The sequence below is a fragment of the Paenibacillus gansuensis genome, assembly GCF_042684925.1.
GTDB classification, from domain to species: domain Bacteria; phylum Bacillota; class Bacilli; order Paenibacillales; family DY6; genus Paenibacillus_N; species Paenibacillus_N gansuensis.
Genome location: NZ_JBHUME010000005.1, coordinates 534,117 through 557,364, shown reverse-complemented (window position 1 = coordinate 557,364; position 23,248 = coordinate 534,117). Strand labels below are relative to the sequence as shown.

At 49.5% G+C, this 23,248-nt stretch carries 19 protein-coding genes; 4 read left to right on the top strand and 15 right to left on the bottom strand.

What is annotated here, in order from left to right; genetic code table 11:
* Positions 1-23: 23 nt before the first annotated feature.
* The 3 genes from ACFSUF_RS06685 to ACFSUF_RS06675 form a co-directional block, all read right to left on the bottom strand.
* On the bottom strand, positions 24-1,628 hold the full coding sequence (locus ACFSUF_RS06685) for an MDR family MFS transporter (protein WP_377601770.1): 1,605 nt from the start codon (positions 1,626-1,628) through the stop codon (positions 24-26).
* 78 nt (positions 1,629-1,706) lie between these two features.
* A complete protein-coding gene (locus ACFSUF_RS06680) occupies positions 1,707-2,189 on the bottom strand; it encodes a MarR family winged helix-turn-helix transcriptional regulator (protein ID WP_377601356.1) in 483 nt (160 codons plus the stop codon).
* A 189-nt stretch (positions 2,190-2,378) separates the two neighbouring features.
* The gene (locus tag ACFSUF_RS06675; RefSeq protein ID WP_377601354.1) at positions 2,379-2,726 is read right to left on the bottom strand and encodes a hypothetical protein; all 348 of its coding nucleotides are present in this window, start codon (positions 2,724-2,726) and stop codon (positions 2,379-2,381) included.
* Between the two features lie 222 nt (positions 2,727-2,948).
* Here ACFSUF_RS06675 and ACFSUF_RS06670 point away from each other — a divergent pair, with 222 nt between their 5' ends.
* Positions 2,949-3,548, top strand: a complete 600-nt coding sequence (locus ACFSUF_RS06670) for a hypothetical protein (protein ID WP_377601352.1) — start codon at positions 2,949-2,951, stop codon at positions 3,546-3,548.
* 163 nt (positions 3,549-3,711) lie between these two features.
* Here the strand turns inward: ACFSUF_RS06670 and ACFSUF_RS06665 are convergent, their stop codons facing one another.
* Positions 3,712-4,353: a phosphatase PAP2 family protein gene (locus ACFSUF_RS06665; protein ID WP_377601350.1), complete on the bottom strand. Its 642-nt coding sequence runs from the start codon at positions 4,351-4,353 to the stop codon at positions 3,712-3,714.
* Positions 4,354-4,468: 115 nt separating this feature from the next.
* On the opposite strand from ACFSUF_RS06665, the gene ACFSUF_RS06660 reads away from it, so the two are divergent.
* Both ACFSUF_RS06660 and ACFSUF_RS06655 read left to right on the top strand, forming a co-directional pair.
* The gene (locus ACFSUF_RS06660; protein ID WP_377601348.1) at positions 4,469-5,332 is read left to right on the top strand and encodes a class I SAM-dependent methyltransferase; all 864 of its coding nucleotides are present in this window, start codon (positions 4,469-4,471) and stop codon (positions 5,330-5,332) included.
* 1 nt (position 5,333) lies between these two features.
* Positions 5,334-6,059, top strand: a complete 726-nt coding sequence (locus ACFSUF_RS06655; RefSeq protein WP_377601346.1) for an RluA family pseudouridine synthase — start codon at positions 5,334-5,336, stop codon at positions 6,057-6,059.
* Here the strand turns inward: ACFSUF_RS06655 and ACFSUF_RS06650 are convergent.
* Complete coding sequence (locus tag ACFSUF_RS06650; protein ID WP_377601344.1) at positions 6,054-6,461, bottom strand: MarR family winged helix-turn-helix transcriptional regulator; 408 nt, start codon at positions 6,459-6,461, stop codon at positions 6,054-6,056. The genes ACFSUF_RS06655 and ACFSUF_RS06650 overlap by 6 nt on opposite strands.
* A gap of 195 nt (positions 6,462-6,656) precedes the next feature.
* On the opposite strand from ACFSUF_RS06650, the gene ACFSUF_RS06645 reads away from it, so the two are divergent.
* On the top strand, positions 6,657-6,839 hold the full coding sequence (locus tag ACFSUF_RS06645) for a hypothetical protein (protein WP_377601342.1): 183 nt from the start codon (positions 6,657-6,659) through the stop codon (positions 6,837-6,839).
* On the opposite strand, the gene gyrA is transcribed toward ACFSUF_RS06645, so the two are convergent.
* The 10 genes from gyrA to nth all read right to left on the bottom strand — a co-directional run bounded on the left by gyrA (position 6,830) and on the right by nth (position 23,201).
* Positions 6,830-9,283 (bottom strand): DNA gyrase subunit A, encoded by a 2,454-nt coding sequence (gene gyrA / locus ACFSUF_RS06640; protein WP_377601340.1) that lies wholly within the window; start codon positions 9,281-9,283, stop codon positions 6,830-6,832. The two genes, ACFSUF_RS06645 and gyrA, sit on opposite strands and share 10 nt — an antisense overlap.
* Before the next feature lie 21 nt (positions 9,284-9,304).
* Positions 9,305-11,281 carry a DNA topoisomerase IV subunit B gene (gene parE / locus ACFSUF_RS06635; protein ID WP_377601338.1) on the bottom strand — a complete coding sequence of 659 codons (1,977 nt, stop codon included), beginning with the start codon at positions 11,279-11,281 and terminating at the stop codon, positions 9,305-9,307.
* A 96-nt stretch (positions 11,282-11,377) separates the two neighbouring features.
* Entirely contained in the window at positions 11,378-12,367 is a 990-nt protein-coding gene (locus ACFSUF_RS06630; protein ID WP_377601336.1) for an ABC transporter permease, read from the bottom strand.
* A complete protein-coding gene (locus ACFSUF_RS06625; RefSeq protein WP_377601768.1) occupies positions 12,360-13,319 on the bottom strand; it encodes an ABC transporter ATP-binding protein in 960 nt (319 codons plus the stop codon). The genes ACFSUF_RS06630 and ACFSUF_RS06625 overlap by 8 nt, the downstream gene beginning before the upstream one ends.
* A gap of 71 nt (positions 13,320-13,390) precedes the next feature.
* Positions 13,391-14,224 (bottom strand): GDSL-type esterase/lipase family protein, encoded by an 834-nt coding sequence (locus tag ACFSUF_RS06620; protein WP_377601334.1) that lies wholly within the window; start codon positions 14,222-14,224, stop codon positions 13,391-13,393.
* 264 nt (positions 14,225-14,488) lie between these two features.
* A complete protein-coding gene (locus ACFSUF_RS06615) occupies positions 14,489-16,363 on the bottom strand; it encodes an ABC transporter ATP-binding protein (protein ID WP_377601766.1) in 1,875 nt (624 codons plus the stop codon).
* 17 nt (positions 16,364-16,380) lie between these two features.
* The gene (locus ACFSUF_RS06610; protein WP_377601332.1) at positions 16,381-18,150 is read right to left on the bottom strand and encodes an ABC transporter ATP-binding protein; all 1,770 of its coding nucleotides are present in this window, start codon (positions 18,148-18,150) and stop codon (positions 16,381-16,383) included.
* A gap of 334 nt (positions 18,151-18,484) precedes the next feature.
* Entirely contained in the window at positions 18,485-22,177 is a 3,693-nt protein-coding gene (locus tag ACFSUF_RS06605) for a dynamin family protein (protein ID WP_377601330.1), read from the bottom strand.
* 48 nt (positions 22,178-22,225) lie between these two features.
* Positions 22,226-22,498: an NAD/NADP transhydrogenase alpha subunit gene (locus tag ACFSUF_RS06600; protein ID WP_377601329.1), complete on the bottom strand. Its 273-nt coding sequence runs from the start codon at positions 22,496-22,498 to the stop codon at positions 22,226-22,228.
* Positions 22,499-22,556: 58 nt separating this feature from the next.
* Positions 22,557-23,201 (bottom strand): endonuclease III, encoded by a 645-nt coding sequence (gene nth, locus ACFSUF_RS06595; protein WP_377601327.1) that lies wholly within the window; start codon positions 23,199-23,201, stop codon positions 22,557-22,559.
* Between the last annotated feature and the right edge of the window lie 47 nt (positions 23,202-23,248).

Genomic DNA, 23,248 nt, shown 5'->3' with positions numbered 1-23,248 from the left:
GGAATGCCGGGCGGCTCTTTTCATTATACGGCTGCCGTGTCAACGGCCTCCTGCTTGCCTTTTTTGGTCTTCTTACGCTCCGTAAGTTTGATGGATCCAAGGAACGGCGTCAGCAGTACGCCTAAAATAACGAAAATCAAACCGAAGATAAATACTTGATGCAGCGACGTAACCAGCGAAGATTTCATGATAGGAACGATCGCATTGACGAATTGCTCCGGCATCGCCTTTAACGCGTCCGGATTTAACAGGTTCGAATACAGGCCCTGCGGATTCGTATTGACCATTTCTTTCATCGGGTTTACTTGTGCGGCCGCATCCGCCGGCATGTTATCCAGCACAGGAACCAGTTTATCTTGAAGCAGATGTGTAGATTTTGCGTTCATGATGGCGCCCAGCACGGTCATACCGAACGTCCCCCCGATTTGACGGAAGAACTGGGAAGAAGAAGTGACGACGCCAAGCTCCGATTTTGGAAAGCTTTCCTGCAAGGCAAGCGTCAAAATCGGCATCACCATTCCCATACCTATTCCGATAACTGCCATAAAACTGGAAGCCACAATCTTTGTCGTCTCCATATCCAATGTAGTCAGCAAGCCGAAGCCTCCGGCCATAATGATCATACCGGCTGCGATCTGGCGGCGGACACCCAGTTTATAAACAATTTGCCCGCCGATGATGCTCGCGATAATCATGGAGATCATGAGCGGCGTCATTACCGTGCCGGACGCGGTAGCGCTAATTCCGACAATGCCTTGCATAAACAGAGGAACAAACATAATGGCTCCGAACATGCCGACCGCCATAAGGAAACCGATGCCGTTCAGCATACTAAACGTTTTATTCATAAAGAATCGAACCGGAAGGATCGGTTCAGCCACTTTGGATTCAATAAAGACAAAGGCCGTCAAAGTTACTACAGCTACTGTGAACAAGCCGATAATCTGCCAGGAGCCCCAAGCATAATCTACCCCGCCGAAGGAGAGCGCGAGAAGCAGGCTGACGACCCCGATGATCATCGTAGTCATGCCGGCAAAGTCGAATTTGACGGGACCGGTCGCCTTGTGAGCTTTCAGACCCGCTGCAATCAGGAAAACAGCCAGCAAGCCGACCGGAAGATTAATATAGAATACCCATCTCCAATTCCAAGAGTCTACAATGAATCCGCCGATCTGCGGGCCGATTACGGAGGACAGGCCGTAGATCGCACCGAATATCCCCTGCCATTTCGCACGCTCTTTACCTGAAAACAAATCCCCGATGATAATCATGGCCATAGGCATCATAATGCCTCCGCCCAATCCCTGCATAGCACGGAACCAGATCAGTTCCGGCATGTTTTGCGCCATACCGCAAAGTGCGGAACCGGCAATAAAAATGATTAATCCTGTAATATAGACTAGTTTGCGGCCAAGCAAATCAGCCAGTTTACCTGCAATAGGCACAATGGTTGTTGATGTAAGCATATATGCGGTCGTCAACCACGTCATTAAGCTTAAACCCCCGAAGTCGCCGACAATATTGGGCATAGCCGTTCCCACAATGGTACCGTCCAGTGCCGCAAATAACATGGCAATAATCAGTCCGGCGATTAACATTCCTCTCTTCTCTACAGAACTATGTTCCATAGTAAGTTGTTCTTTAGCTTCCATCATTCAATCTCCTTTAAGAAAAAATATAAATAGTATAAAAGTGGCTTTGCTTCTTTAAGGCGCACTGCAGCTTCCTTTGTCCGTTCCACCCGATGCGTCTTTCGCGAGTTTCTCGAACGTATCCAAAAACATAAGCAGTTCTTTCTCCTCGATTTTCGATAAATATTTGTTAATTTGCTCCTTGCGGATTTCATCCACCAGTTTCAGCGCTTTGCGGCCGTAATCGGTCAAATGCACCAGAATCGCCCGCCGGTCGGTTGAATCAGGCTGTCTCACCACAAGCTTATTGCTTTCCAGCCTGTCAATGATCACCGTGATCGCGCTCGGCTTCACTTCCATCAACTCTGCTAGCTGTGCGAGCCTGCAGGAGCCCGTGCGTGAAATATATTTCAGAATGAAAAACTGGTTGGCGGTAATGCCCAGCTTCGATTGCTGCACTAAGTCTGGCCCTAATCTACGAGCCGTGGTAAACATGGCTCTTTGAAATCTGTCTGCAATGGACAGTTCTTCTTCAGCGCTTTTCCCCTGATCGGACAAAAGAAACTCTCCTTTCTCACATAGTTTCATTACTGCATTATTCAATCATTTAATAGTTATATTGTTTAACTAAAATCAACCCTTTAAATAATATGATAACATTTACATAAAGTCAACATTTTTTATGTCTGAGATTACATAATAAAACGACCGTTCCCTACATCAGGGAAACGGTCGTCTTACGAGATGTTATTGGAATTGACGATTAGTTGTGTTATAGCCTGACATCTGTTGTTGAGGGATATAGCTTTGCGACATCATGTTTTGTGCCGTTTGCTCCAGCTGTCTGCACAATTGGGCAGCATGCTGCATTTGCTGCATAGCCGTTTCATGACCGCGGATCGCAGTTTGGATGATTTGTGCCGCCTGCTGCTCTCTATGAGCGAGCTCCTCAAGACGGACAGCATTTTGCTGCTCTTGTTGCAGCATTTGCTGATACATCTGCGTTGATTGGTTCGTTTGATTCATCAGTTGCTGGATGATTTGTTCACATTGGCGAATTTGGCCGGTAATGTTCTGGTTCTGATTTTGATACATAAGAAAATACCTCCTCTATCTGTTAGGTCCTACAGGACCTCGCTTATTGTGTACTTATGTCCGCACAATATACCCTGTATTGGAAATCTAGCTGTGATCATGCAAGCTGCTGCGGATGAACAGAATCGGGAATGGAGCGGTAATCATGAAAAGCCACAACCATTTTGGTATAAATTTACTATCGAATAGGCATAGTAACCCAAAAACGAGGTGTATCTTCCCATGATTAGCATACAGAATCAAGTTCTTCGAAAAATCGTTCTAACCGCAGCTATTTCATCTTTCGCACTTCAAGCTTCAGTCGTTTCAGCGGCACCGGTTTCCCCCGCGGCTGTCGTAGTTGAGGACAAACGAGCGAACTCTCTTTCTCAGTTGCAACAACAATCATCCCTCATCGCTCTGGGACAATTTAGCACGGCTTTAAAGGAATATCCGACAAACCGAACGGTATACGGCGGGAAACTGGTCAATTATGTCCAGACTTTTTTAATTAGAAAAACATACAAAGGAACGACCCTAAGAACAGTAAAGGTCATCAACACCGGGGTTTTTCCCCGGCCGTTGACGACCAGTCCGCTAAATCTAGTGTACCCCGGCCCCTTTGCAGAGAATGAGGATTATGTCGTATTTCTGCGTCCTGTCCCAGGTACGGAATTTTACTCCCTTGTCGGCATATTGCAGGGCATTTATCCGGTTGTGAGGGGACGCTCTATTGCTTTTCGAGGGTTTGGATTTGGTGAACTACATGACCTTCCCCTGCAGGAAATGGAAAAGCGGATCCGTCAGTCATTAACTCTTTCGTCTGACGCTGCTATAAGGTAGTTTCTCGAACAGAACTTGCACTTTACTTTGAGCCCCTTCGGATGAGCGGCCATATGAAACCGGTCATCGTCCTCGATCTCAACCCACTCTGTTCTGTCAGGAGTCTCCTCACCGGTGGAGAAAAAACCGGTTTGATTCCCGCACTCGCAAGTGAAAGATACATTCATGCCATTTCCCTCCAAACCGCCTGCTGCGGGTGTAGTTTGTGATCTATACCCGCCGCGGCGCAAACCATAACAAGCCCAGCCAGGTAACCTGCGATAATATCGCTTGGATAATGCACGCCCAGATAGATCCGGCTGCTGCCGATTAGCAGGATTAAAAGTGTAAAGAAAGCGGTCGCCGCCTTTTTTGTCACTTCGTTTCGGACATATTTCCGGACAAAATAAATCGCTAAACCGTAAAGCACCATTGACAGCATTGCATTTCCGCTAGGCATACTGTAACCGTCAGCAGTCACAAGCTGTTCCACGGAAGGACGCTCACGGCCGATCCAGGCTTTCAGCAATGTATTCAGCGCATAAGATACTGCAAATGCGCCGAACACAAGCAGAGCTTCTTTCCAGCGGCGCAGGCCCATAACCAGTACTGCACAAAGAATGAGCAGAGCGATCAGAAAAAACGCGGAATCTCCCAAGCTGCTAACGGCCTTCATCCCATGCTGAACGCTGGAGCTGCCCGCATTTCGGATCTGATTTGCGGTATCGGTGTCCCATGTTTGCATCCAAGGCCTGTGAACAGCCCAAGTCAGCAGAACGAAGCATACGACCGAGACTGCTGAAACACCTGCATATATTGATTTCATTATGTATCATCCCCCCAACAGTGGATTATACCACAACTGCCTAAACTGGATAAGTCACCCCTATGTGTTGTAAAATAGAACGAAAACTGATTTTTGGGAAGGAATAGATACATACATGTTTGCAGCAAAAGACTGGATTGACTACGAATTGATTGATACCGGAGACGGGGACAAGCTGGAGCGCTGGGGAAGCGTTGTTCTGCGCAGGCCCGACCCGCAAATTATCTGGCCCCTGCGCAAAGAAGAAGCCCACTGGAAATCGGCTGACGCCCATTACCACCGCAGCTCTTCGGGAGGCGGACAATGGGATTACAAGAAAACGATCCCTGAACGGTGGACCATTGCATACCATGACCTCAAGTTCCACATTAAACCTACTAATTTTAAACATACGGGACTTTTTCCGGAGCAAGCGGTCAACTGGCAGTGGATGATTGATAAGATCCAAAGCGCGGGAAGGCCGATTAAAGTGCTTAACCTGTTCGCTTATACGGGGGGAGCCACGGTAGCGTCGGCATATGCCGGTGCGGAAGTCTGCCACGTCGACGCGGCGAAAGGCATGGTTCAGTGGGCGAAAGAAAATATTCAGCTCTCGGGCTTGAGCGACCGTCCTGTCCGTTTCATTACCGATGATGTATTTAAATTCGTTCAACGCGAACAGCGCCGCGGCGTGAAATATGACGCCATTATTATGGACCCGCCTTCTTACGGCAGAGGACCAAGCGGCGAAACATGGAAACTGGAAAGCAGTTTATATCCCTTCGTCGATTCCTGCCTGAATATCTTATCGGACAACCCGTTGTTTTTCTTGATTAACAGTTATACGACAGGAATCTCTCCGACCGTTCTGAATAATATTATGAGCATGACCCTGAAAAAGAAGTTTGGAGGATCGATTACAAGCGGGGAGATCGGCCTGCCGATTACAAAATCCGGTTTAATGCTGCCTTGCGGGATTTTATCCCGATGGGAGGCCTGAGATGGCCGGCAGTACCTTCATCCCCATACTCTATGAGGATAATCATGTGCTTGGCGTATCGAAGCCGGTTAACATCCCGACCCAAGAGGACGCAAGCGGAGACCCTGACATGTTGAGCCTGCTAAAGGAAGATATTAAAATCAGGTTCGAGAAACCAGGAAATGTGTATTTAGGGCTAGTCCATAGGCTTGACCGGCCGGTAGGGGGCTCCATGATTTTCGCAAAGACATCGAAGGCAGCCTCCCGCCTCTCTGACCAGGTCCGCACCCGTACGCTGGATAAGGTGTACTATGCTGTCGTTCATGGGACTCCGCCCAAGCCGGCTGAGTTTGGATTGAAACATTATTTGCTGAAAGATGAACGCAGCAACACGGTTACCTCTGTGGGTAAATCCACTCCTGGTGCAAAAGAAGCTGTATTGGACTATAGAACATTGGGTACAACAGGCAAATACAGCCTTGTAAAAATCAAACTGCACACCGGACGTTCCCACCAAATCCGCGTTCAGATGGCATCCTTGAACTGTCCTTTATACGGCGACCAGAAATATGGAGCAAATGAAAACAAACCGGGGCAGCAGATCGCCTTATGGTCCGTATGCCTGTCATTCGATCATCCGGTGTCTAAAGAACGGATTACAGTCACCTCCCTGCCCCCGGAACAGACGGAACCCTGGAGGCTGTGGGAACGGGATCTGCTTGAACTTCATGCTCATTCACATTTATAAATTCGAAACTTTGCCCAGTAAATACACCAGAAGCTGCTGATTGTGCGCCGAAATCCGGTTTAGATAGGAATCGATAAACTGTTCCCGGATTTCGAGCCCTCGGCGTGCTTCGCTCTCCCCTTTAGGCGTAACGTGGATCCATACGATTCTGCGGTCATGCGCATCCCTCTCTCTGCGAATCAGCTCATTCTTCTCCATCCGGTCCAAAATGGTTGTAATAGCGGCCGGTGTAGTAGCCAAATGCTGAATCAAATCCGAAGGCTTGATGTTGGTCTGGGTAATCAAATATTCCAAAACGTTTAGCTGCCCTTCCGTCAAGGACGGCGAAAGCTGCTGTTCCATATGATTCTTTAAATCTTTGGACAACTTCATCCAATGCTTGGCGAACTCTCTCGAAAACATAAGCCACCTCCGTAGAATACGTAGAAAAGCTTGCTACTTTTTAGTAAATTATACCACCCGGTCAATGCTTAACACAATTAATAATTTAAGACATTAATCGGTAATATCATGAACGTTTTGACAGCAATCTACATAATATAGGTATCAGCCTTACTGGCTTTTTCGACAACGGTTATTAACAGGAGGTCAGGTGACATGGACGGGAACAAGGCCGATTGGAAGCTGGAGATGGTCCACAAAGCGGTACAAGAAGGCATAATAAAAGACCCGGAGTATTGGCTCGCCGCGATCGACGAACCAATGCCTGCCTGGGCCGTATTGAAATTACTGCTGGAAATGATAGAGAGGTTTAACCCGCCCTATCAGTCCTATGATTGATTAGTTATGCTGCGGATGGAAATGATTTCGGTAACCTTCTCGCCCTTTTCCAGCGATACTACGGATTTCCCGAAAGACTTCCTGTCCTCAATCGGCGTGCTTTCCGTTGAGAAGGCTGCAGTTTTGCCTGAACTTAGAAGCAGATGTACGTCCGAAGCCTCTTTGCAAGCGTGCATACCGATTAAGGATGTACCGTTCGGTTTCACTCTCTTGCCTTCTTTAAATTCAAACGTAATGATCCCCTTACCACCCCTGCCCTGTAAAGGATAATCGAACAGGAAGGATCTTTTTGCGTAGCCAAGGTCGGATATGACAAGGATTTCGCCTTCATCCCCGCTAACGCGTTCGGCAGCGATCACCTCGTCATCGTCTTTCAATTGGATACCGCGAACCCCGGCCGATACCCGTCCCATCGGATTCACTTCCATCTCGTTGAAGCGAATGCTCATGCCTAATTTCGAAACAAGAAGAATGTCCTTGGAACCGTCGCTTATAAACACTTTTACGACTTCATCCGCATCTGCCACTTTGACAGCAGCAACGCCGCTGGACCTGTTCGTAGCATATTCTTTCAATTCGGTCCGCTTCACTTGGCCCCGGCGTGTAACAAAGACTAAGGAACGGGCCGTCTGCTCAAAATCCTTTACAGGAAGCACGGAGACAATTCGGTCTTCCTTAGCAATCGGAATTACGTTCACAATCGCTGTTCCTGTATCTTTCCATTTGTACTCCGGAATCTGGTGTACCGGCAGCAGGAAATACTGCCCTTTCTGTGTGAAGATCAACAGCTTTTCAATCGTGTTGACCTCTTTATGATATCGGAGCGAATCGCCTTCCTTAAGGCCGGTCGTTTCCAGATCGCCTCCGGAACGGGTAAAGGAAAGCATGCTTGTCCGCTTGATATAGCCTTCTTTAGAGAGGGTCACGAGAACATCCTCAGGAGTGACCATAACCTCGAGATTGACTTTAATCTCCTCTACCTCTCCTTGAATGACCGATCTGCGGTCAATCCCGTATTTATTACGGATTTCCGTCAGCTCATCCTTGATGACACCGATCAGCTTCTTCTCGCTGGATAAGATTCCTTGCAGATAAGCTATGAGCTTATTGGTTTCTTTCAGCTCTTTCTCTAGAGAAGTAATCTCCAGATTCGTCAAACGGTACAATTGCAGCGTCAAAATGGAATCCGCTTGGCGTTCCGAGAAGCCGAACTGCTCCACGAGGTTCTTCTGTGCGTCCTGACGGTTCTTTGAAGCTTTAATCGCTGCGATGACCTCATCCAGTATGTTGAGTGCCTTAACGAGGCCCTCCAGCACGTGAGCGCGGTCTTCCGCTTTCTCCAGATCGTAGCGGGACCTGTAAGTCACCACTTCCTTCTGGTGCTCTATATAAGCCTTCAGCAGGTCTAAAAGTCCCAGCTGTTTAGGGGTTTTGTTCACGATCGCGACCATGTTGAAGTTGTAGGTCACTTGGAGGTCTGTCTTCTTCAGGAAATAAGCGAGGATGCCTTGCGCATCTGCGTCCTTCTTCAGTTCGACAACGATCCGAAGACCGTTTCTGCCGCTCTCGTCGCGAACTTCAGCAACTCCTTCGACTTTCTTCTCCAGCCTGATGTTCTCCATTGCAGTGACAAGGCGTGATTTTACGACCTGATAAGGGATTTCGGTAATGACAATCTGTTGTTTGCCGCCGCGGAGTTCCTCAATTTCTGTCTTGGACCGCAAATATATGCGTCCTTTACCTGTGCGGTAAGCGTCCCGTATGCCGTCCTCGCCCATAATGATCCCGCCCGTAGGGAAATCCGGCCCTTTGACGATATTCATCATGGATTCTACATCCATCTCAGGATGATTCATCAGTTCAATACAAGCGTCTATCACTTCCCGCAGGTTATGCGGAGGAATTTCAGTTGCAAAACCGGAGGAAATACCGCTGACACCGTTTACCAGCAAGTTCGGATAACGCGAAGGAAGCACGACAGGTTCCTTGGTAGTGTTATCGAAATTATCTTTGAACAAGACCGTCCGCTTTTCAATATCACGCAGCAGTTCCAATGCAATCGGAGACAGTCTCGCCTCCGTGTACCTCATTGCCGCTGCCGGATCATCATCAAGCGACCCCCAGTTACCGTGGCCGTCAATCAGCATATGGCCCATCTTCCAATATTGAGCCATCCGGACCATACCCTCGTAGATCGATGAGTCCCCGTGAGGATGATAATTACCCATCACATCGCCTACCGTCTTGGCAGACTTTCTATAAGGCTTGTCAGGCGTATTGCCGGCATCGTACATAGCGTAAAGAATACGCCGCTGTACCGGCTTCAAGCCATCGCGTACATCAGGTATCGCCCGGTCTTGAATAATATATTTGGAGTAGCGGCCGAAACGGTCCCCTACCACTTCTTCTAAATAGGCGGGAAGAAAACTTTCCAGCAAATCCATGCCTTCACCCTCTATACGTTTCTATTCTTCTAGTTCCGTAAAGTCTACATTATCGATAATCCAGCGCTTCCGGGGATCTACTTTGTCCCCCATCAGCGTTGATACCCTCCGCTCAGCTTTTGCTGCATCCTCAATTTGTACATGCAGCAGTTTGCGGCTTTCCGGATCCATCGTAGTTTCCCAAAGCTGTTCGGGATTCATCTCGCCAAGACCTTTATACCGCTGCAGTTCCACATTCTTGCCCAGTTCCTTTGTCGCTGCGGACAGCTCCTCGTCAGAGAACACATACTTCATAACGGAGTTTTTACCGGCCTTTTTCGTTACTTTATAAAGCGGCGGCTGGGCGATAAACACTTTGCCCGAGTCGATCAGCGGTTTCATGTATCTGTAGAAGAACGTCAGCAGCAGCACTTGAATATGAGCGCCGTCCGTATCGGCATCCGTCATAATGATTATTTTGGAATAATTGCTCTCTTCCGCTTCAAAGTCCGTTCCTACGCCGGCACCGATTGCAGTAATGATCGCCCTGTATTCTTCATTTTTCAAAATATCCGGCAGTTTCGCCTTTTCCGGGTTCATCGGCTTTCCTTTCAGCGGAAGGATCGCCTGAATCTTCGAATCCCGTCCTTGCTTGGCAGAACCGCCTGCCGAGTCGCCCTCGACGATGAATAACTCCGTCTTTGTCCGATCCTTGGACTGAGCCGGTGTCAGCTTCCCGCCTAGGTTGGAACTCTCGCTCTTGCCTTTCTTGCCGCTGCGCACTTCTTCCCGTGCTTTTCTGGCGGCTTCTCGGGCTCTTGAAGCTTGAATCGCTTTCTTGACCAACGTCTGCGCCACTTGAGGGTTTTCCTCAAGAAATACGGACATTTTGTCTGAAACGATAGCATCCACCGCGCTTCTAGCCGCTGCGCTGCCAAGCTGATCCTTCGTCTGCCCGACAAATTCCACTTCGGACATTTTCACGTTGATGACAGCCATCATGCCTTCGCGTAGATCTCCGCCGTCCAAATTTTTGTCCTTTTCCTTGAGAAGTCCGGTCTTCCTGGCATACTCATTCATCACGCGGGTATACGCAGTTTTAAAGCCGGTTTCATGCGTACCCCCGCCGCGGGTTGGAATCGAATTCACAAAAGAAGCGATGGTTTCGGTATAACCGTCATTGTACTGAAGTGCAATTTCCGCTTCGATGTCATCCTTTTCCGATTGAAAGTGGATCACGTCGTGAAGCACCGCTTTATCCTCGTTCAAATACTTGACGAAATGACTCGCGCCGCCGTCGTATTGGAACGTCTCGGATTTGTCCGAACGCTCGTCTTTCACCGTAATCATAAGGCCGGAATTCAGGAAAGCAATTTCCTGCAGCCTCTCGGACAGCGTATCGAAATTCATCGAGACTCCGCCCTGGAACACGCGGATATCAGGCTTGAACGTAACCTTCGTCCCCGTACGATTCGTATTTCCAATCACTTCAAGGCCGGATGCAGGTTCGCCTACATGTTCGCGGCCATCCTCATCGACCCAGTATTCGAAGCGTTGTTTATGAATTTTGCCGTCACGGTATATTTCCACTACCAGCCATTCGGACAGAGCATTCGTCACCGAAGCGCCTACACCGTGGAGTCCGCCTGATTTTTTATAACCCGATCCGCCGAATTTACCGCCTGCATGCAGAATCGTAAACACAACTTGAGGTGTAGGAATCCCCATCTTGTGCATGCCCGTCGGAATCCCCCGGCCGTTGTCCTGGACCGTGACGGATTGATCTTTATGTATGGTGACGTCGATCCGCGAAGCATGCTTCGCCAGATGCTCATCGACCGCATTATCGACAATTTCCCACAGCAAATGATGCAAACCTGACGCACTCGTGCTGCCGATATACATGCCCGGCCGTTTGCGTACAGCTACCAACCCTTCAAGGACCTGGATATCGTCTACATCGTAATCGGACTTCTGCTGCGACGTTTGGTTTGTAAACAAGTCCATTTGCTCGACCATCCAAGCGCCTCCCCTTCATTTCTGGTATAAACTTCATCATTATAACATGGTTTTAAAAAGATGCACTTATTCTTTTACGAACTTGTGTACGGAAAATCAGTTCAGGATATCCTGTTTCGTAAATACGCGGTAAGCGACAATCAAGGCGCCAAGCGCCCATACAGCCAGCACTCCAATTGAGAAAGACAGGCTCATCCCGTCGATGGGGGGCGGAGATCCTTGAAGATAATCCGTTAAATTCAGGTTCACCATAAACAAGTATTTTGCGGTAGTCCAAGCCGAAGCCATGTTGCTTAATATCGTCCCGGAAATAATAACCGCCATCATAGTCACGATGCTTGCTGCCGTACTCCTAACAAGGACGGAAACCATTAATGCCAGACAACCGACCGTAAGAGCGGAAAACCAGATAAGCCCCGATTGCATGATCATGTATAACCATTGAGGCACTGCGTGAACAAAATCCGTATTTACAGAGGCGCCAACTGTAGAAAAACCGGTAAACACAGGTTCCGTCCAGCCGTGGAATCCAAAGACAACGCCGGATATGCCATAGCTCATGATTCCCGTAACTGCAACGATTAAAGATACGAACAGCACTGTGGCGATTAATTTGGAAGTTAATATTTTCCACCTTCGGACCGGACGGGTCAACAGCATCTTGATTGTACCTCCCGAACGTTCGGAGGATACAATATCCGAAGCTACGGCCATGACAAGCAGAGGGAAAAATAATGTCACCGAATTGCTCATAAATTCCCGTGCAAAGGTCACCCCGTTCGGTGAGTTCGGATTTACATCATGGTCAAGATAATACTGAAGCTGCTGTACCATGACTCTTCTCCACTTTTTGAATTCTTCCGGAGTCCGGTTGCTGCTTAACGTATTCTGATAATCCGTAATCTGCTGTTGAATCTCCAGCCGCCAATCGGAACCGATTTTCTCCAGCGCGTTCTGTGCCACAATCATCCTTGCATAGGTAAAAATCGGTATCAGCACGGCAAGGATAAGTACAATGACCAGAATCCGTTTCTTTTTGAGCATTTTAACGACTTCGTTTCTCACAAGCGGCAGCAGGTTAAGCAATTCCTTCACCCTCCGTCAGTTGCAAAAATAATTCCTCCAGGGACGGCTGCATCGTCTGGATAGAGCGCACTCTTAACCCTCCGCTCACAAGGGCATCCGTCACTTCCGGGACGATATCCGGATTCATCTGCGTAAGAATTCCCTGTTTTCCCGCAAGTGCCGCCTCATCGAACAATGGATGATGTTCCGGCACAAACTGGATCGCAGGAAACCGCTCCAGCACATCTCTTCCTTCCAAGACAGGCTCTATATCCCACAGCACATAGTTTTCTGAGTTACGGATCAGTTCCTCTACCTCCCCGACCGCAATCACTTCCCCTTTGGATATAATGGCGACCCGGTCACACATCAATTGAATCTCGCTGAGCAAGTGGCTCGAGATGAATAAACTCATCCCCTGTTCCGCCAATCGCCGGATGAACTGACGAAGTTCTTTAATGCCTTTGGGATCCAGTCCGTTGGTGGGCTCATCCAGAATGAGCAGTTTCGGATTGCCCAAAAGTGCCTGAGCAATACCCAAACGCTGGCGCATTCCCAGAGAATACGTCTTCACCTTATCGTGGATTCTCGCATCCATACCAACGATCTCCACCACTTCACCGATTCGGGCCGTTGTAATCCCAGGCTGCATATCCGCAAAATGCACAAGATTCTCCCAGCCTGTTAAGTAAGGATACATTTCAGGATTTTCTACGATGCATCCAACATATTTCAAGGCTTGCTCTGGATGCTTCTGGACATTGAAGCCGCAAATCTCCACCGCCCCTTCGGTCGGTTTGATCAAGTCGACCAGCATACGGATCGTCGTCGTCTTGCCGGAACCGTTAGGTCCGAGAAATCCGAAAATTTCACCTGCTTTGACATCGAAAGAAATGCCTTTGATGATGGTTTTGCCTGCTATCCGTTTCTTCACATTGCGGACCGAAAGCACAGGAACCTCCTCTTTCGTCATTGAAGAGTTTCCATGGTTCAATCCGGCATCTGCAGATTTCTGCTGCATGGGAATAACCTCCTTGCCCGATATTATTGCAATGCTTGTACAATCCGGTCCGCAATCCGTTCATAGCCCGCTCCGTTAGGATGGAACTGGTCAGCGGCCAGATAGTGGGTCACTTTCTTTTCAAACAGGTCTTGAGTCGGAACCAGTGTCATCAATGGGTTGGCGTTCACCGTCTCATATACGTCGCCGTTCCATTTTTGGATAACAACCGAGCTCCGCCGGCTCTCATCCGCCTCATAATACGGATTATATAATCCGACATAAACGACTTTTGCCTCAGGATTGATCTCGGAGAGAAGAGATAAAATCTTTTTCACATTTTCTTTCGGTGCTTTTAACTGTTTTTCAAGCTTCTCCGGATCGATGCCGGAAACCTCGGACAGATTGTTTCTTCCGCCGTTCTGCGCCAAAGCGGCTTGAGAGAGGTCATTGCCTCCGATCGTCAAAAGAATCAGGTTCGCCTGCCGAATGGCATATGCCGTACCTTTCTTTGTTTCCAGGTCCGACAGCAGCTGTTCGCTGACATAGCCGTTAACCGCCATATTAGATACGACTGTTACCTTCCTGCCCGTCGTTTTTCCAAGCTTTTCGGCAACGTACCCCACATAGCCTTTTCCGCCTTCATCGCCAGTCCCCTTAGTCAAAGAGTCACCCAAAGCTGTAATTCTATACTCTTTCTCTGGATCGGGAACTGTAACTGGCACAGATTCGGACGGTTCAGCCGCTTCTTTTCCCATCGTTGCGGCAGAGGGGTTCAAAATATCATTCACAGCATAAACAAAACCGAAAACAAACACGAGAGTGGCAATTAACGAAGCGAGGCCTATAAAGCCCCATAACCAGCGTGAACGTTTCATAGCCAAATCCTCCAAAGAAGTTAGTTACTCCTAAGAGTAAAACTTCTGATATCAATTTGCAAATAAGGCAAAAGTTTGTCATTCTCCGGAAAATTTCTACACAAGGTGAAATGGCTGGTTGTCCTATAGGCGAGTTGTTCATTTCATTCCGGAGAAATTTTAAAATCAGATGTAAGATGAAAACTTATACGTTCTGAAATGCAAAAAAACTGCCCCCAAAAGTTTTGGAGACAGTTTCTTTAAGACCGTGGTATAAAGCTGCTGCTAGGCAGACAGGAAGCGGAACTGGGCGTCGATCAGGCCCCGGTAAATCCCGCCGTGCCTCATCAGTTCATCGTGGTTGCCCTGCTCCATAATCCGTCCGTGATCCATTACGACAATGTTGTCGGCGTGGCGGATCGTAGAAAGCCTGTGAGCGATAATGAACGAAGTGCGTCCGAATAACAGAGTTTTGAGCGCTTCCTGGATTTTCAATTCCGTTTCGGTATCGATACTTGCGGTGGCTTCATCCAGGATGAGTACCCGAGGATCGGCCAGCAATGCGCGGGCAAAGGAAATCAGCTGCCGCTGCCCCATAGACAGCACGCTTCCTCTTTCCTGTACCTCTGTTTCATATCCGTCGGGCAGACCCGCGATAAATTCATGCGCATTCACTGCTTTGGCAGCGATCTCCACTTCCTCATCCGTAGCATCCAGGCGGCCGAAACGGATGTTATCCCGGATCGTACCGGAAAAAATAAACGTATCCTGCAGCACGATTCCGATTTGCGAGCGAAGGCTTTGCAGATGGATATCCCTTATATCTTTGCCGTCGATGAGCACGCGCCCTTCCACCGGGTCGTAAAAACGGCATAACAGGTTGATCATGGTGCTTTTTCCCGAACCGGTATGGCCTACGAAGGCGATCGACTGTCCCGCGTGTACATCCAGGGAAATGCCTTTCAATGCCGGACGGCCTTTTTCGTATTCAAACACAATATTGTCAAATCGGATATTGCCTTCAATGTTATCCAGATTTTCGGCTTGCTCCTTATCGTCCACGATCGGCTTCATATCGATGAACTCGAAAATCCGTTCCGAAGAAGCCATAGCCACCAACAGCTGGGAATACATTTGCCCCAGCCGGTTAATCGGCTCCCAGAAGTTCCCTACGTAACTTGCGAAAGCTACGAATAAACCTACAGTAATTTCAGTGCTCTGAATCAAATGAGCTCCGTAAAAGAAAAGTATGAAAGCGCCGATCGCCCCTGTCACCTCGATAATCGGACCGAACGACTGGTTCGTCATCGAAGCGTAATTCCAGGACTGCCGGTTCTCTGTGTTCATTTTGTCGAAGAAGCCGATGTTTTCCTTCTCCTGCGTAAAGGCCTGGGTTACCCGGATCCCCTGAATGCTTTCGCTTAAATGAGCGTTCAGCCGGGACTGCTTTGTGCGTACATCCTGCCATGCGCGGCGGATTTTTTTGCGCAGTGACGTAGATACCAGAAACATTAGCGGTACTGTAATCATGACTGCAAGGCCCAGCTTAAAGTTCAGGGAGAGTAGAATAATCATGATTCCCACCAGCTGGACGCAGTCGATCAGTACGTTTACAACCCCGTTCGTAAACAAATCCTGCAGGGAATTGACGTCATTCGTTACCCGGACAAGCACGGATCCGGCAGGGCGCTTATCAAAGAAATTAAAGGACAATTTCTGAATGTGCTTGAAAATATCATGGCGGATGTCATAGATGACCCTCTGTCCGATAATATTAGTGTACCGGATCCGGAACGTATTAGCCCCCCATTGGATCAGATACAGCACTAACATAACCCCGGCGTAAATCAGGAGCAGCCGAACGCTCGGGTCCCCCGCCGCGGGAGCAATCGCTTTATCGATCGCCTGGCTGATGATGAAAGGGATGGCAAGCCGCGTAATGGTCCCCAGCACCATCATCAAAATGACAATGGGAAGCAGCTGCTTGCTGTAAGGTTTCAAATAGACGCCGAGCCGCTTCAGCTGAGACCAATCGAACGGTTTCTCCATCACTTCGTCATCCTGGTAAACAAAACGCTCTGTCGTGTCTTTCTTCCCCGATGCGGAAGACGATGTGTCTTGCTGTGGGTTACTATATTGTACCGGTTCCTGCTTGTTCATTTCGTTCCGAGTCTGGCTCAATTCGCCTGCCTCCTTCCTGCTGCAGCCGAGCCGTCCGGCGCATCTGCATACTGAATGCGGTACGTTTGCAGGTACGGGCCTTCAGCAGCCAGCAATTGCTCATGCGTGCCGCGCTGCACAATCCGCCCCTCATCCAATACAAGAATCTCATCGGAGTGGCGAAGGGAGGATATCCTGTGGGCGATGACAAACGTCGTCCTGCCTTTCATCAGTTCTTTAAAACCGGCTTGAATCTCATGCTCAGTTTCCATATCAACTGCGCTTGTTGCGTCATCCAGGATCAGGATCTTCGGATTTTTGAGCAGCGCTCTTGCGATTGCTATCCGCTGCTTCTGCCCGCCTGACAATCCCATACCGCGTTCGCCGACGACCGTGTCGTATCCTAAAGGCAGCTCCATAATGAAATCATGGGCTTTCGCCAATTTGGCCGCGCGTTCCACTTCTTCCATGGTAACGTTACGAATCCCATAGGCAATGTTGTTGCGAATCGATGCAGAGAACAGGAACGTTTCCTGAAACACAATGGCAATCTGCTTCCGCAGGCTTTCGATCGTCAGGTCCTTCACGTCGTGGCCGTCTACCGAGACGGTGCCGGTGCCTGCATTGTAAGCCCTCATTAGGAGTTGAATCACTGTTGATTTCCCCGAACCGGTTCCTCCCAGCAGCCCGATCACCGATCCTGGAGGCGCATCTAAATGGAAATCTGTTAAAGCCGGAGATTTATCCGGATAAGAGAACGTAACATGGTCGAAGCGGACATGACCTATCACCTCATCATCCTTTAATGCAATCGCATTGTCTTTGTTCCGCACATGGATGTACTGGTTCAAAATCTCCAAAATCCGCTCCCCCGAAGCTTTGGACTGGGTATAGTTGTTGATGTGAAATCCAATCCCGAACATCGGCCCGATAATGTACCAGATCAAGCTGAAGAACGCAACAAGTTCTCCTAGCGTAACCTGCTCCCGGATCACCATGGTACCGCCTGCCGCAAGCAGAATCACGACACACAAGCAGGCGAACAGCTCCATGACCGGAAAATATTTGCCCCAGATAGAGGCGGCCTGTATCTGATTGGACTTGTAGCTTTCATTGCGCACGGAGAATTTCTCGACTTCGTACGGCTCCCTGGCAAACGATTTTACGGTACGCACACCGGTAATGTTCTCCTGAACCGCGGTAGTCAGATTACTCATGGCCTGACGCATTTCCCGGAAGGCCGGATGGATTTTCTTTTCAAACCGGATGGCCGTATAAGCAAGCAGAGGGACTGTGACCAGAGTCAGCAGGGTCAGCTGCCAGTTCATATACAGCATTAGCGCTGCGCCGAAACCGACCATGAGAAACATATTCAAAATTTGGGCGAATCCGAAGCCGACAAACTGACGGATGGCTTCCAGGTCCGCCGTCAGACGGGACATTAAATCACCGGTTTTCGCCGTGTCATAATATTGAAAAGATAAGTACTGAAGTTTCTCATACAGCGCATTTCTCATGGTGTACGCTACACGGTTGCCGATCCTTCCACCGGTGAAACCGTGAAAAAACTGAAATATCCCCTTAACCGAAGTAACAATAAGCACTGATACAGCAAGATAGGGCACCATGCCCCATTCTTTGTTCTGGATGACGTTGTCAATTAGAATCTTAAGCAAATAAGGATAAACTAAACCGAGCGCAGTTGCCGCCATCAAACATAGTACTGAAACGGCCAGCAGTTTCTTTTCCGGCCAGTAAAACCGTTTCAGCTGCCTGAAAACTTCCACTTGTTTCCCTCCCAGGAAGGCCCTCTTCTTCAATAGGGCGCAGATGTAAAACCTTTACTTGTTGTCCGTAAAAAAGGCGAAATTTCGCGTGACTCCTTCCTTTTTCTTTGAATCTTTTATGAATATTAGCACCATGGTTATGTTCCTTCAAATAGAGTATTAAAGCATATTTCCTCATATATCCACCTCAGGTCCCATCTGGGGAAGCTGATATGATAAAATCATGCAAATCATACGAAATCTTGCCTTTACGTACCCAACCGAAAAAAATCCCTTGCGGTTCACGGAATTGCTCCGTTCTCCAGCAAGGGAAATGGTGATCAGCCTACGAAAATCATAGTTTTCGGTCGCTTAATTGCAGTAGTTTGGCATGCCTTTCTCCGATATCGGATAAATCAAAGCTGCTGTCCAGCGAGCCTGCCGCGCCGGAGATAAATTCGGCTGCTTCTTCCTTGAGCTCCTCAGCCAGTACATGGATCCTGTTTGCTAACTGAGTTGAGTAGGCGTCCATAAGCAGACTGGAATGCTGCTCCGCGAAGGCTGTAAGTGTCGGACGGAGAACTTCTTCCAGCGCATGACGCAGTTTCTGCTTGCCTTCGCCCTCGAAAAACGATTTTGCGCTTTTGAAGTGAGCATACATCACTTTCTCTGCCTGCACGGCTTCAGGCAATGATTCTTCTATCTCAGGCGTGGAGAAGGACTCCAGGGTATACGGCGCCGCCTGGAAACCGTCGAACAGCGTTTCCATCTGCCGGACCATCTCCGCATAAAGCTCTTGTGCTTCTTTGTGCATAAAGTTCTCGATGCGGAGCGTGGTGGCCAGCACCTCCTGCGACAGGTCATAGGAGAGCAGCCGGATCAGCTCTTTCCAGCAGGACCGGAGCGCCTGCTTCAGGTCCCTGCCGTCGTCCTGCAGCGTGGAGGGATGGAAGGCGGCGTTGTAAAAATCGCCGAACCGGAATTCGACACGCTGCTTGACGTAATGCAGGAGCTCGCCTATTTCCTGGCGCAGCTCCCGCTCCCGCGAACGGCGGCTCAGCTCCTCGAGCCGCCGCTCGCCTTCGCCGCGCGCCGAGGCCAGCGCGGCGAGCTTCGCTTCGCGCGCCGCGTCCCCGAGGCGCGCGTCGCTGAGCCAGCGCCCGAGCCGCTCTGCGAGGCGCGCGAGCTCGCTCTCCGCCGCGTTCACGGCCAGATCCGCCAATTCGCCGAAGGCGAAGGCGAAGAACTGGCGCTCGAACGCGGCTAAGCCGGAACGGCTCAGCTGGCCGGCATCCCCGGCCAGCTTCGCTTCCACCCCCTGTTTGCTCGACAGGGGGTAAATCCGGCTTTGCCGGATGCCGTAAGCCAGCAGGTTACTGCGTACGTGCTCCACAACCGCTTCCAGCTCCTCCTGCGAGGAGGCTAGGTCAGCGGCGTTGACCAGAAAGAACATCTTATCCAGCTCAAAGCTCTCTTTCACCCGGCCCAATTGAAGCAAAAACTCCCGGTCTGCCTGAGAAAAAGCATGGTTGTAATAGGTCACGAACAGAATGGCATCCGCATTCTTAATGTAATTGAAGGCTACTCCCGTATGCCGCGCATTGATCGAATCCGCCCCCGGCGTGTCGACTAGGACGATTCCCTGACGGGTCAACGGGCAGTCGTAATGCAGTTCGATCCATTCTACAAAGCAGGATTTCTGCTCCTCCGCCACGTAAGCTTCGAATTCAGGAAGCGTTTGGACTCTGAGCTCACTGCCCAGCAAACGCTCCGCTTCGCCCCAGCCCCGCTCTACCGCTTTTAGGAAGGCATAATGAGGCTTGCCGCGGGGAGCCAGACGGTCCGGAGTTAAACGTCCGATCGCCTTCAGGAAATCCTCCGACTCGGATTTAGTTAAGCCAAGCGCTTCCAGGGAGAACCGGATATCATCGATGACAGCTTCCCTCGACTTCAACTTAACTTTGGCAGTACCATGCGGCCATTCAGAGTCAGGAGGCACGATTTTGTTAATCGCAGCCGTCGTAGGATTCGGCGAAACAGGCAGGATGCGCTCCCCTACCAACGCGTTGGCAAACGAGGACTTTCCGGCGCTAAATGCTCCGAACAACGCTATGGTAAACCGGTTATTCTCCAGCTGTTCCGCTTTCTCCAGTAAAGACCTGGAAGCAAGCTGCATGGAGGGGATGCCTTCTACAAGGGCGGCACCGCTGCGCAATTTACTGACAATCCCCTTCAGACGCCCGCTCAGGTCCGTCTGATCCTCGCCGCTTTCCTCTGCACCCTCATACTTGCCGGCGGCGTCAGGAGCATCCTCAGACTCGCCCAAGGCAACTGTCGGTACGACAGAGCCGGTAAACACGGCGTTATCCGCACCGTCCGAAACTTCTGAGCCCGGCACATAGGCAGACCAGTCCGGCAGGTCCGGTCCCCCTTGTCCCCCTGCAGCCAACGGCTTTAGAAATGACTCCATACTTGTTCGGTAATCCCGTTCTTCGGCTGCGAGCTCTTTGTAACGGTTTAATGAGCCCAGCTGTATGGAAAGCGCGGCTGCTTCGTCTTTCAGTTTATCCATCTCTTCTTGGCTGTTCTGCTTCGCATGCCGGGACAACTCTTCGATCATTTCAAGCCCTGCCTGCCGGTAAGAGCTTTTGATACTTTCGCTCAGCAACTTGCAGTAATTCATCGTATATTCCGCGGTGAACCCGGCACCAGGCTGTACCAGCGAGCCCATCCGCTCTTTCGTAATGCTGCTGATAACGGGATCGATTACAGGCACATACTCCTCGTAGTCCGTACCTGCCTCTTTAGAACTTTCCCGCAGCCAATCGCGGACATGCCAGTCTACGTTCGCCTTGACCCTTTCCATCACATCCGCATAAAATGCCTCTTCCCGGCGTTCCTTCTCAACGGCCGTCTTCCCGGCGCTGAACAATAATCCCGTTTTAAAGCCCGGTTTTCGGCTCTCTAAATAACTATGGGCCAAGTCCCTCATCGGTGCCGGCGTCAAGTTGGCATTATCCAGCAAGCCTGTCAGCCTGGCTTTCCACTGCCCTGCTGCTTGTGCCGTCCGCTCTTTCAACAATCGGATCCGGGAATGGATCTCCGCTAACTGATCCGCTTTGCCTTCCGCTTCTGCCAGATCGCCCGTTTCCTGCAAAAGCTTCTGTTTCTCAAAAGCATGCCTTTGCTCCATCAGATCCGCATGTTCGTTCACTACAAAGAAAGACGAATGAAGCAAGCTGGAGCGCCTTAACGGCTCCGAACGCAATTTCAACTCGCCTAGCAGCCACAAGAGACGATCCCAGTCGTTACGTCCATCTTCCGTCCTTCCGCGCAGGGTAGTAAACAAAATTCCTTCAGGGCGGATGTTCCACTGCGCAAAGGCATCTTCGACACTCTGTTTATAATCCTTGAAAGACAGTTCCGCATCCGAATGCTTATCAATCTGATTTACAATTAGGTAGAGCGGTTTGCCCCATTCCTGCAGCCTTTTAGTAAATTCAAAATTGATTTCCGACTGGACATGATTATAATCCATCATATAGAAAACCACGTCCGCCAGATGCAGAGCGGATTCTGTGGCGAGTTTGTGGGCATCGTCCGTCGAATCAATCCCCGGGGTGTCCAGCAGCATCATCTGCTCCCCAAGCAGGTCTACCGGATAACGGATATCCACCGTTTCGATGGAGTCCCCGTTCTTGCAATAAGCCTCCAATTGTTCCACCGGTACGCTTAATGTCTCTGCAGTTCCGCTTTCCGTTCTTATCCGTACCCTGGCTTCCGGCGTTCCGTTTTGAATCGTCACCAGATTGGCGCTCGTAGGTATCGGGCTGGAAGGCAGTAAGGCTGCCCCGCATAAGCGGTTTACCATGGTGGATTTTCCCGCGGAAAAGTGTCCGCAGAACGCCACTGCTAATTTCCCCTGTTCCCATTTTTCAAGCAGTTCAGCCATTTTGTCCGCGTGAGAAGTATCCCCTGTTTGGAGCATAGCCTCCCGTACATGCCGGAATGACTCTTCCCATAAAGCCGTTGTTACCTGTGCCGACATCTGTTGTTTCCCTCCCGAAATAAAAAAAAGAACCGATATACTCGGTCCTTAGTTTAACACATTTTCTTTTTCCGGAATAAGGATTTCGAACAATTCTCCATGCTGCAGAATCGTGATATCGGAATCCTTCACTTTCATAACAACCACTTCAGGCTTCGTACGCATACGCTCCAGGTAGTTCTCAGGCACTTCGCCGGATTCGCTGACGGTTACGCCTTCCACTACTTTCTCTTCATTCTCTTTCAATTCCGTGTTAATGATTTCTTCGTAAATGTCTGAAAAGACCTCAAAATTACTGGTGTACACAGATACGCATTTCATCTACTATCCCATCCTTTGTTTTCACTCTAATTTTCCACTTTTTTCTATGATTCCATCATTAGCGGGTTTTCATTCGTTTTTTGCCTTCCCGGCACAGGTCAAGCAACGGGCAGACTTCACATTGAGGGTTCTGTGCTTTGCAATGGTACCTTCCAAAAAAAATCAGACGGTGATGCGTAAGCGTCCATTCTTCCCGCGGAACCTTCTTCATCAGCTTGTTTTCCACTTCCAGAACCGAATCTTTCCAATTCGCAAGGCCTAACCGCTTGGATACACGCTCCACATGAGTATCTACGGCAATCGCAGGCACATCAAAAGCGTTCGACACCACTACATTGGCTGTCTTCCGACCTACGCCCGGCAGCTGAACCAGCTTCTCATGCTCCCTAGGAATCTCGCCGCCGTACTCGTGAATAAGAATCCAGCAAAGTTTCTGAATGTTCTTCGCTTTGTTGCGGAACAGCCCGATTCTCCGGATATCCTGCTCCAGCTCTTCCAACGGTACCGCTATGTAATCCTCAGGAGTCTTGTACTTACGGAACAAATCGGCCGTTACCTTATTGACGGTTTCATCCGTGCATTGGGCGGACAGCAGTACGGCAATCGTCAGTTCAAAAGGATTCGAATGGTTCAGCTCGCAATGTGCATCCGGAAACATGTTGCCGATCGTATCCAGGAGATGCCGTATTTGTGCTCGATTCATTGCAGCCTTCCCTTCCTTCTTTACAAACATTCGAAACCCAGTGTAAC

What these genes read in the sequence shown, in the direction of transcription:
- ACFSUF_RS06685 (WP_377601770.1), bottom strand. Translation starts at nt 1,628, where the DNA reads ATGGAACATAGTTCTGTAGAGAAGAGAGGAATGTTAATCGCCGGACTG.
- ACFSUF_RS06675 (WP_377601354.1), bottom strand. Translation starts at nt 2,726, where the DNA reads ATGTATCAAAATCAGAACCAGAACATTACCGGCCAAATTCGCCAATGT.
- ACFSUF_RS06670 (WP_377601352.1), top strand. Translation starts at nt 2,949, where the DNA reads ATGATTAGCATACAGAATCAAGTTCTTCGAAAAATCGTTCTAACCGCA.
- ACFSUF_RS06665 (WP_377601350.1), bottom strand. Translation starts at nt 4,353, where the DNA reads ATGAAATCAATATATGCAGGTGTTTCAGCAGTCTCGGTCGTATGCTTC.
- ACFSUF_RS06660 (WP_377601348.1), top strand. Translation starts at nt 4,469, where the DNA reads ATGTTTGCAGCAAAAGACTGGATTGACTACGAATTGATTGATACCGGA.
- ACFSUF_RS06655 (WP_377601346.1), top strand. Translation starts at nt 5,334, where the DNA reads ATGGCCGGCAGTACCTTCATCCCCATACTCTATGAGGATAATCATGTG.
- ACFSUF_RS06650 (WP_377601344.1), bottom strand. Translation starts at nt 6,461, where the DNA reads ATGTTTTCGAGAGAGTTCGCCAAGCATTGGATGAAGTTGTCCAAAGAT.
- ACFSUF_RS06645 (WP_377601342.1), top strand. Translation starts at nt 6,657, where the DNA reads ATGGACGGGAACAAGGCCGATTGGAAGCTGGAGATGGTCCACAAAGCG.
- gyrA (WP_377601340.1), bottom strand. Translation starts at nt 9,283, where the DNA reads ATGGATTTGCTGGAAAGTTTTCTTCCCGCCTATTTAGAAGAAGTGGTA.
- parE (WP_377601338.1), bottom strand. Translation starts at nt 11,281, where the DNA reads ATGGTCGAGCAAATGGACTTGTTTACAAACCAAACGTCGCAGCAGAAG.
- ACFSUF_RS06625 (WP_377601768.1), bottom strand. Translation starts at nt 13,319, where the DNA reads ATGACGAAAGAGGAGGTTCCTGTGCTTTCGGTCCGCAATGTGAAGAAA.
- ACFSUF_RS06620 (WP_377601334.1), bottom strand. Translation starts at nt 14,224, where the DNA reads ATGAAACGTTCACGCTGGTTATGGGGCTTTATAGGCCTCGCTTCGTTA.
- ACFSUF_RS06615 (WP_377601766.1), bottom strand. Translation starts at nt 16,363, where the DNA reads ATGAACAAGCAGGAACCGGTACAATATAGTAACCCACAGCAAGACACA.
- ACFSUF_RS06605 (WP_377601330.1), bottom strand. Translation starts at nt 22,177, where the DNA reads ATGTCGGCACAGGTAACAACGGCTTTATGGGAAGAGTCATTCCGGCAT.
- ACFSUF_RS06600 (WP_377601329.1), bottom strand. Translation starts at nt 22,498, where the DNA reads ATGAAATGCGTATCTGTGTACACCAGTAATTTTGAGGTCTTTTCAGAC.
- nth (WP_377601327.1), bottom strand. Translation starts at nt 23,201, where the DNA reads ATGAATCGAGCACAAATACGGCATCTCCTGGATACGATCGGCAACATG.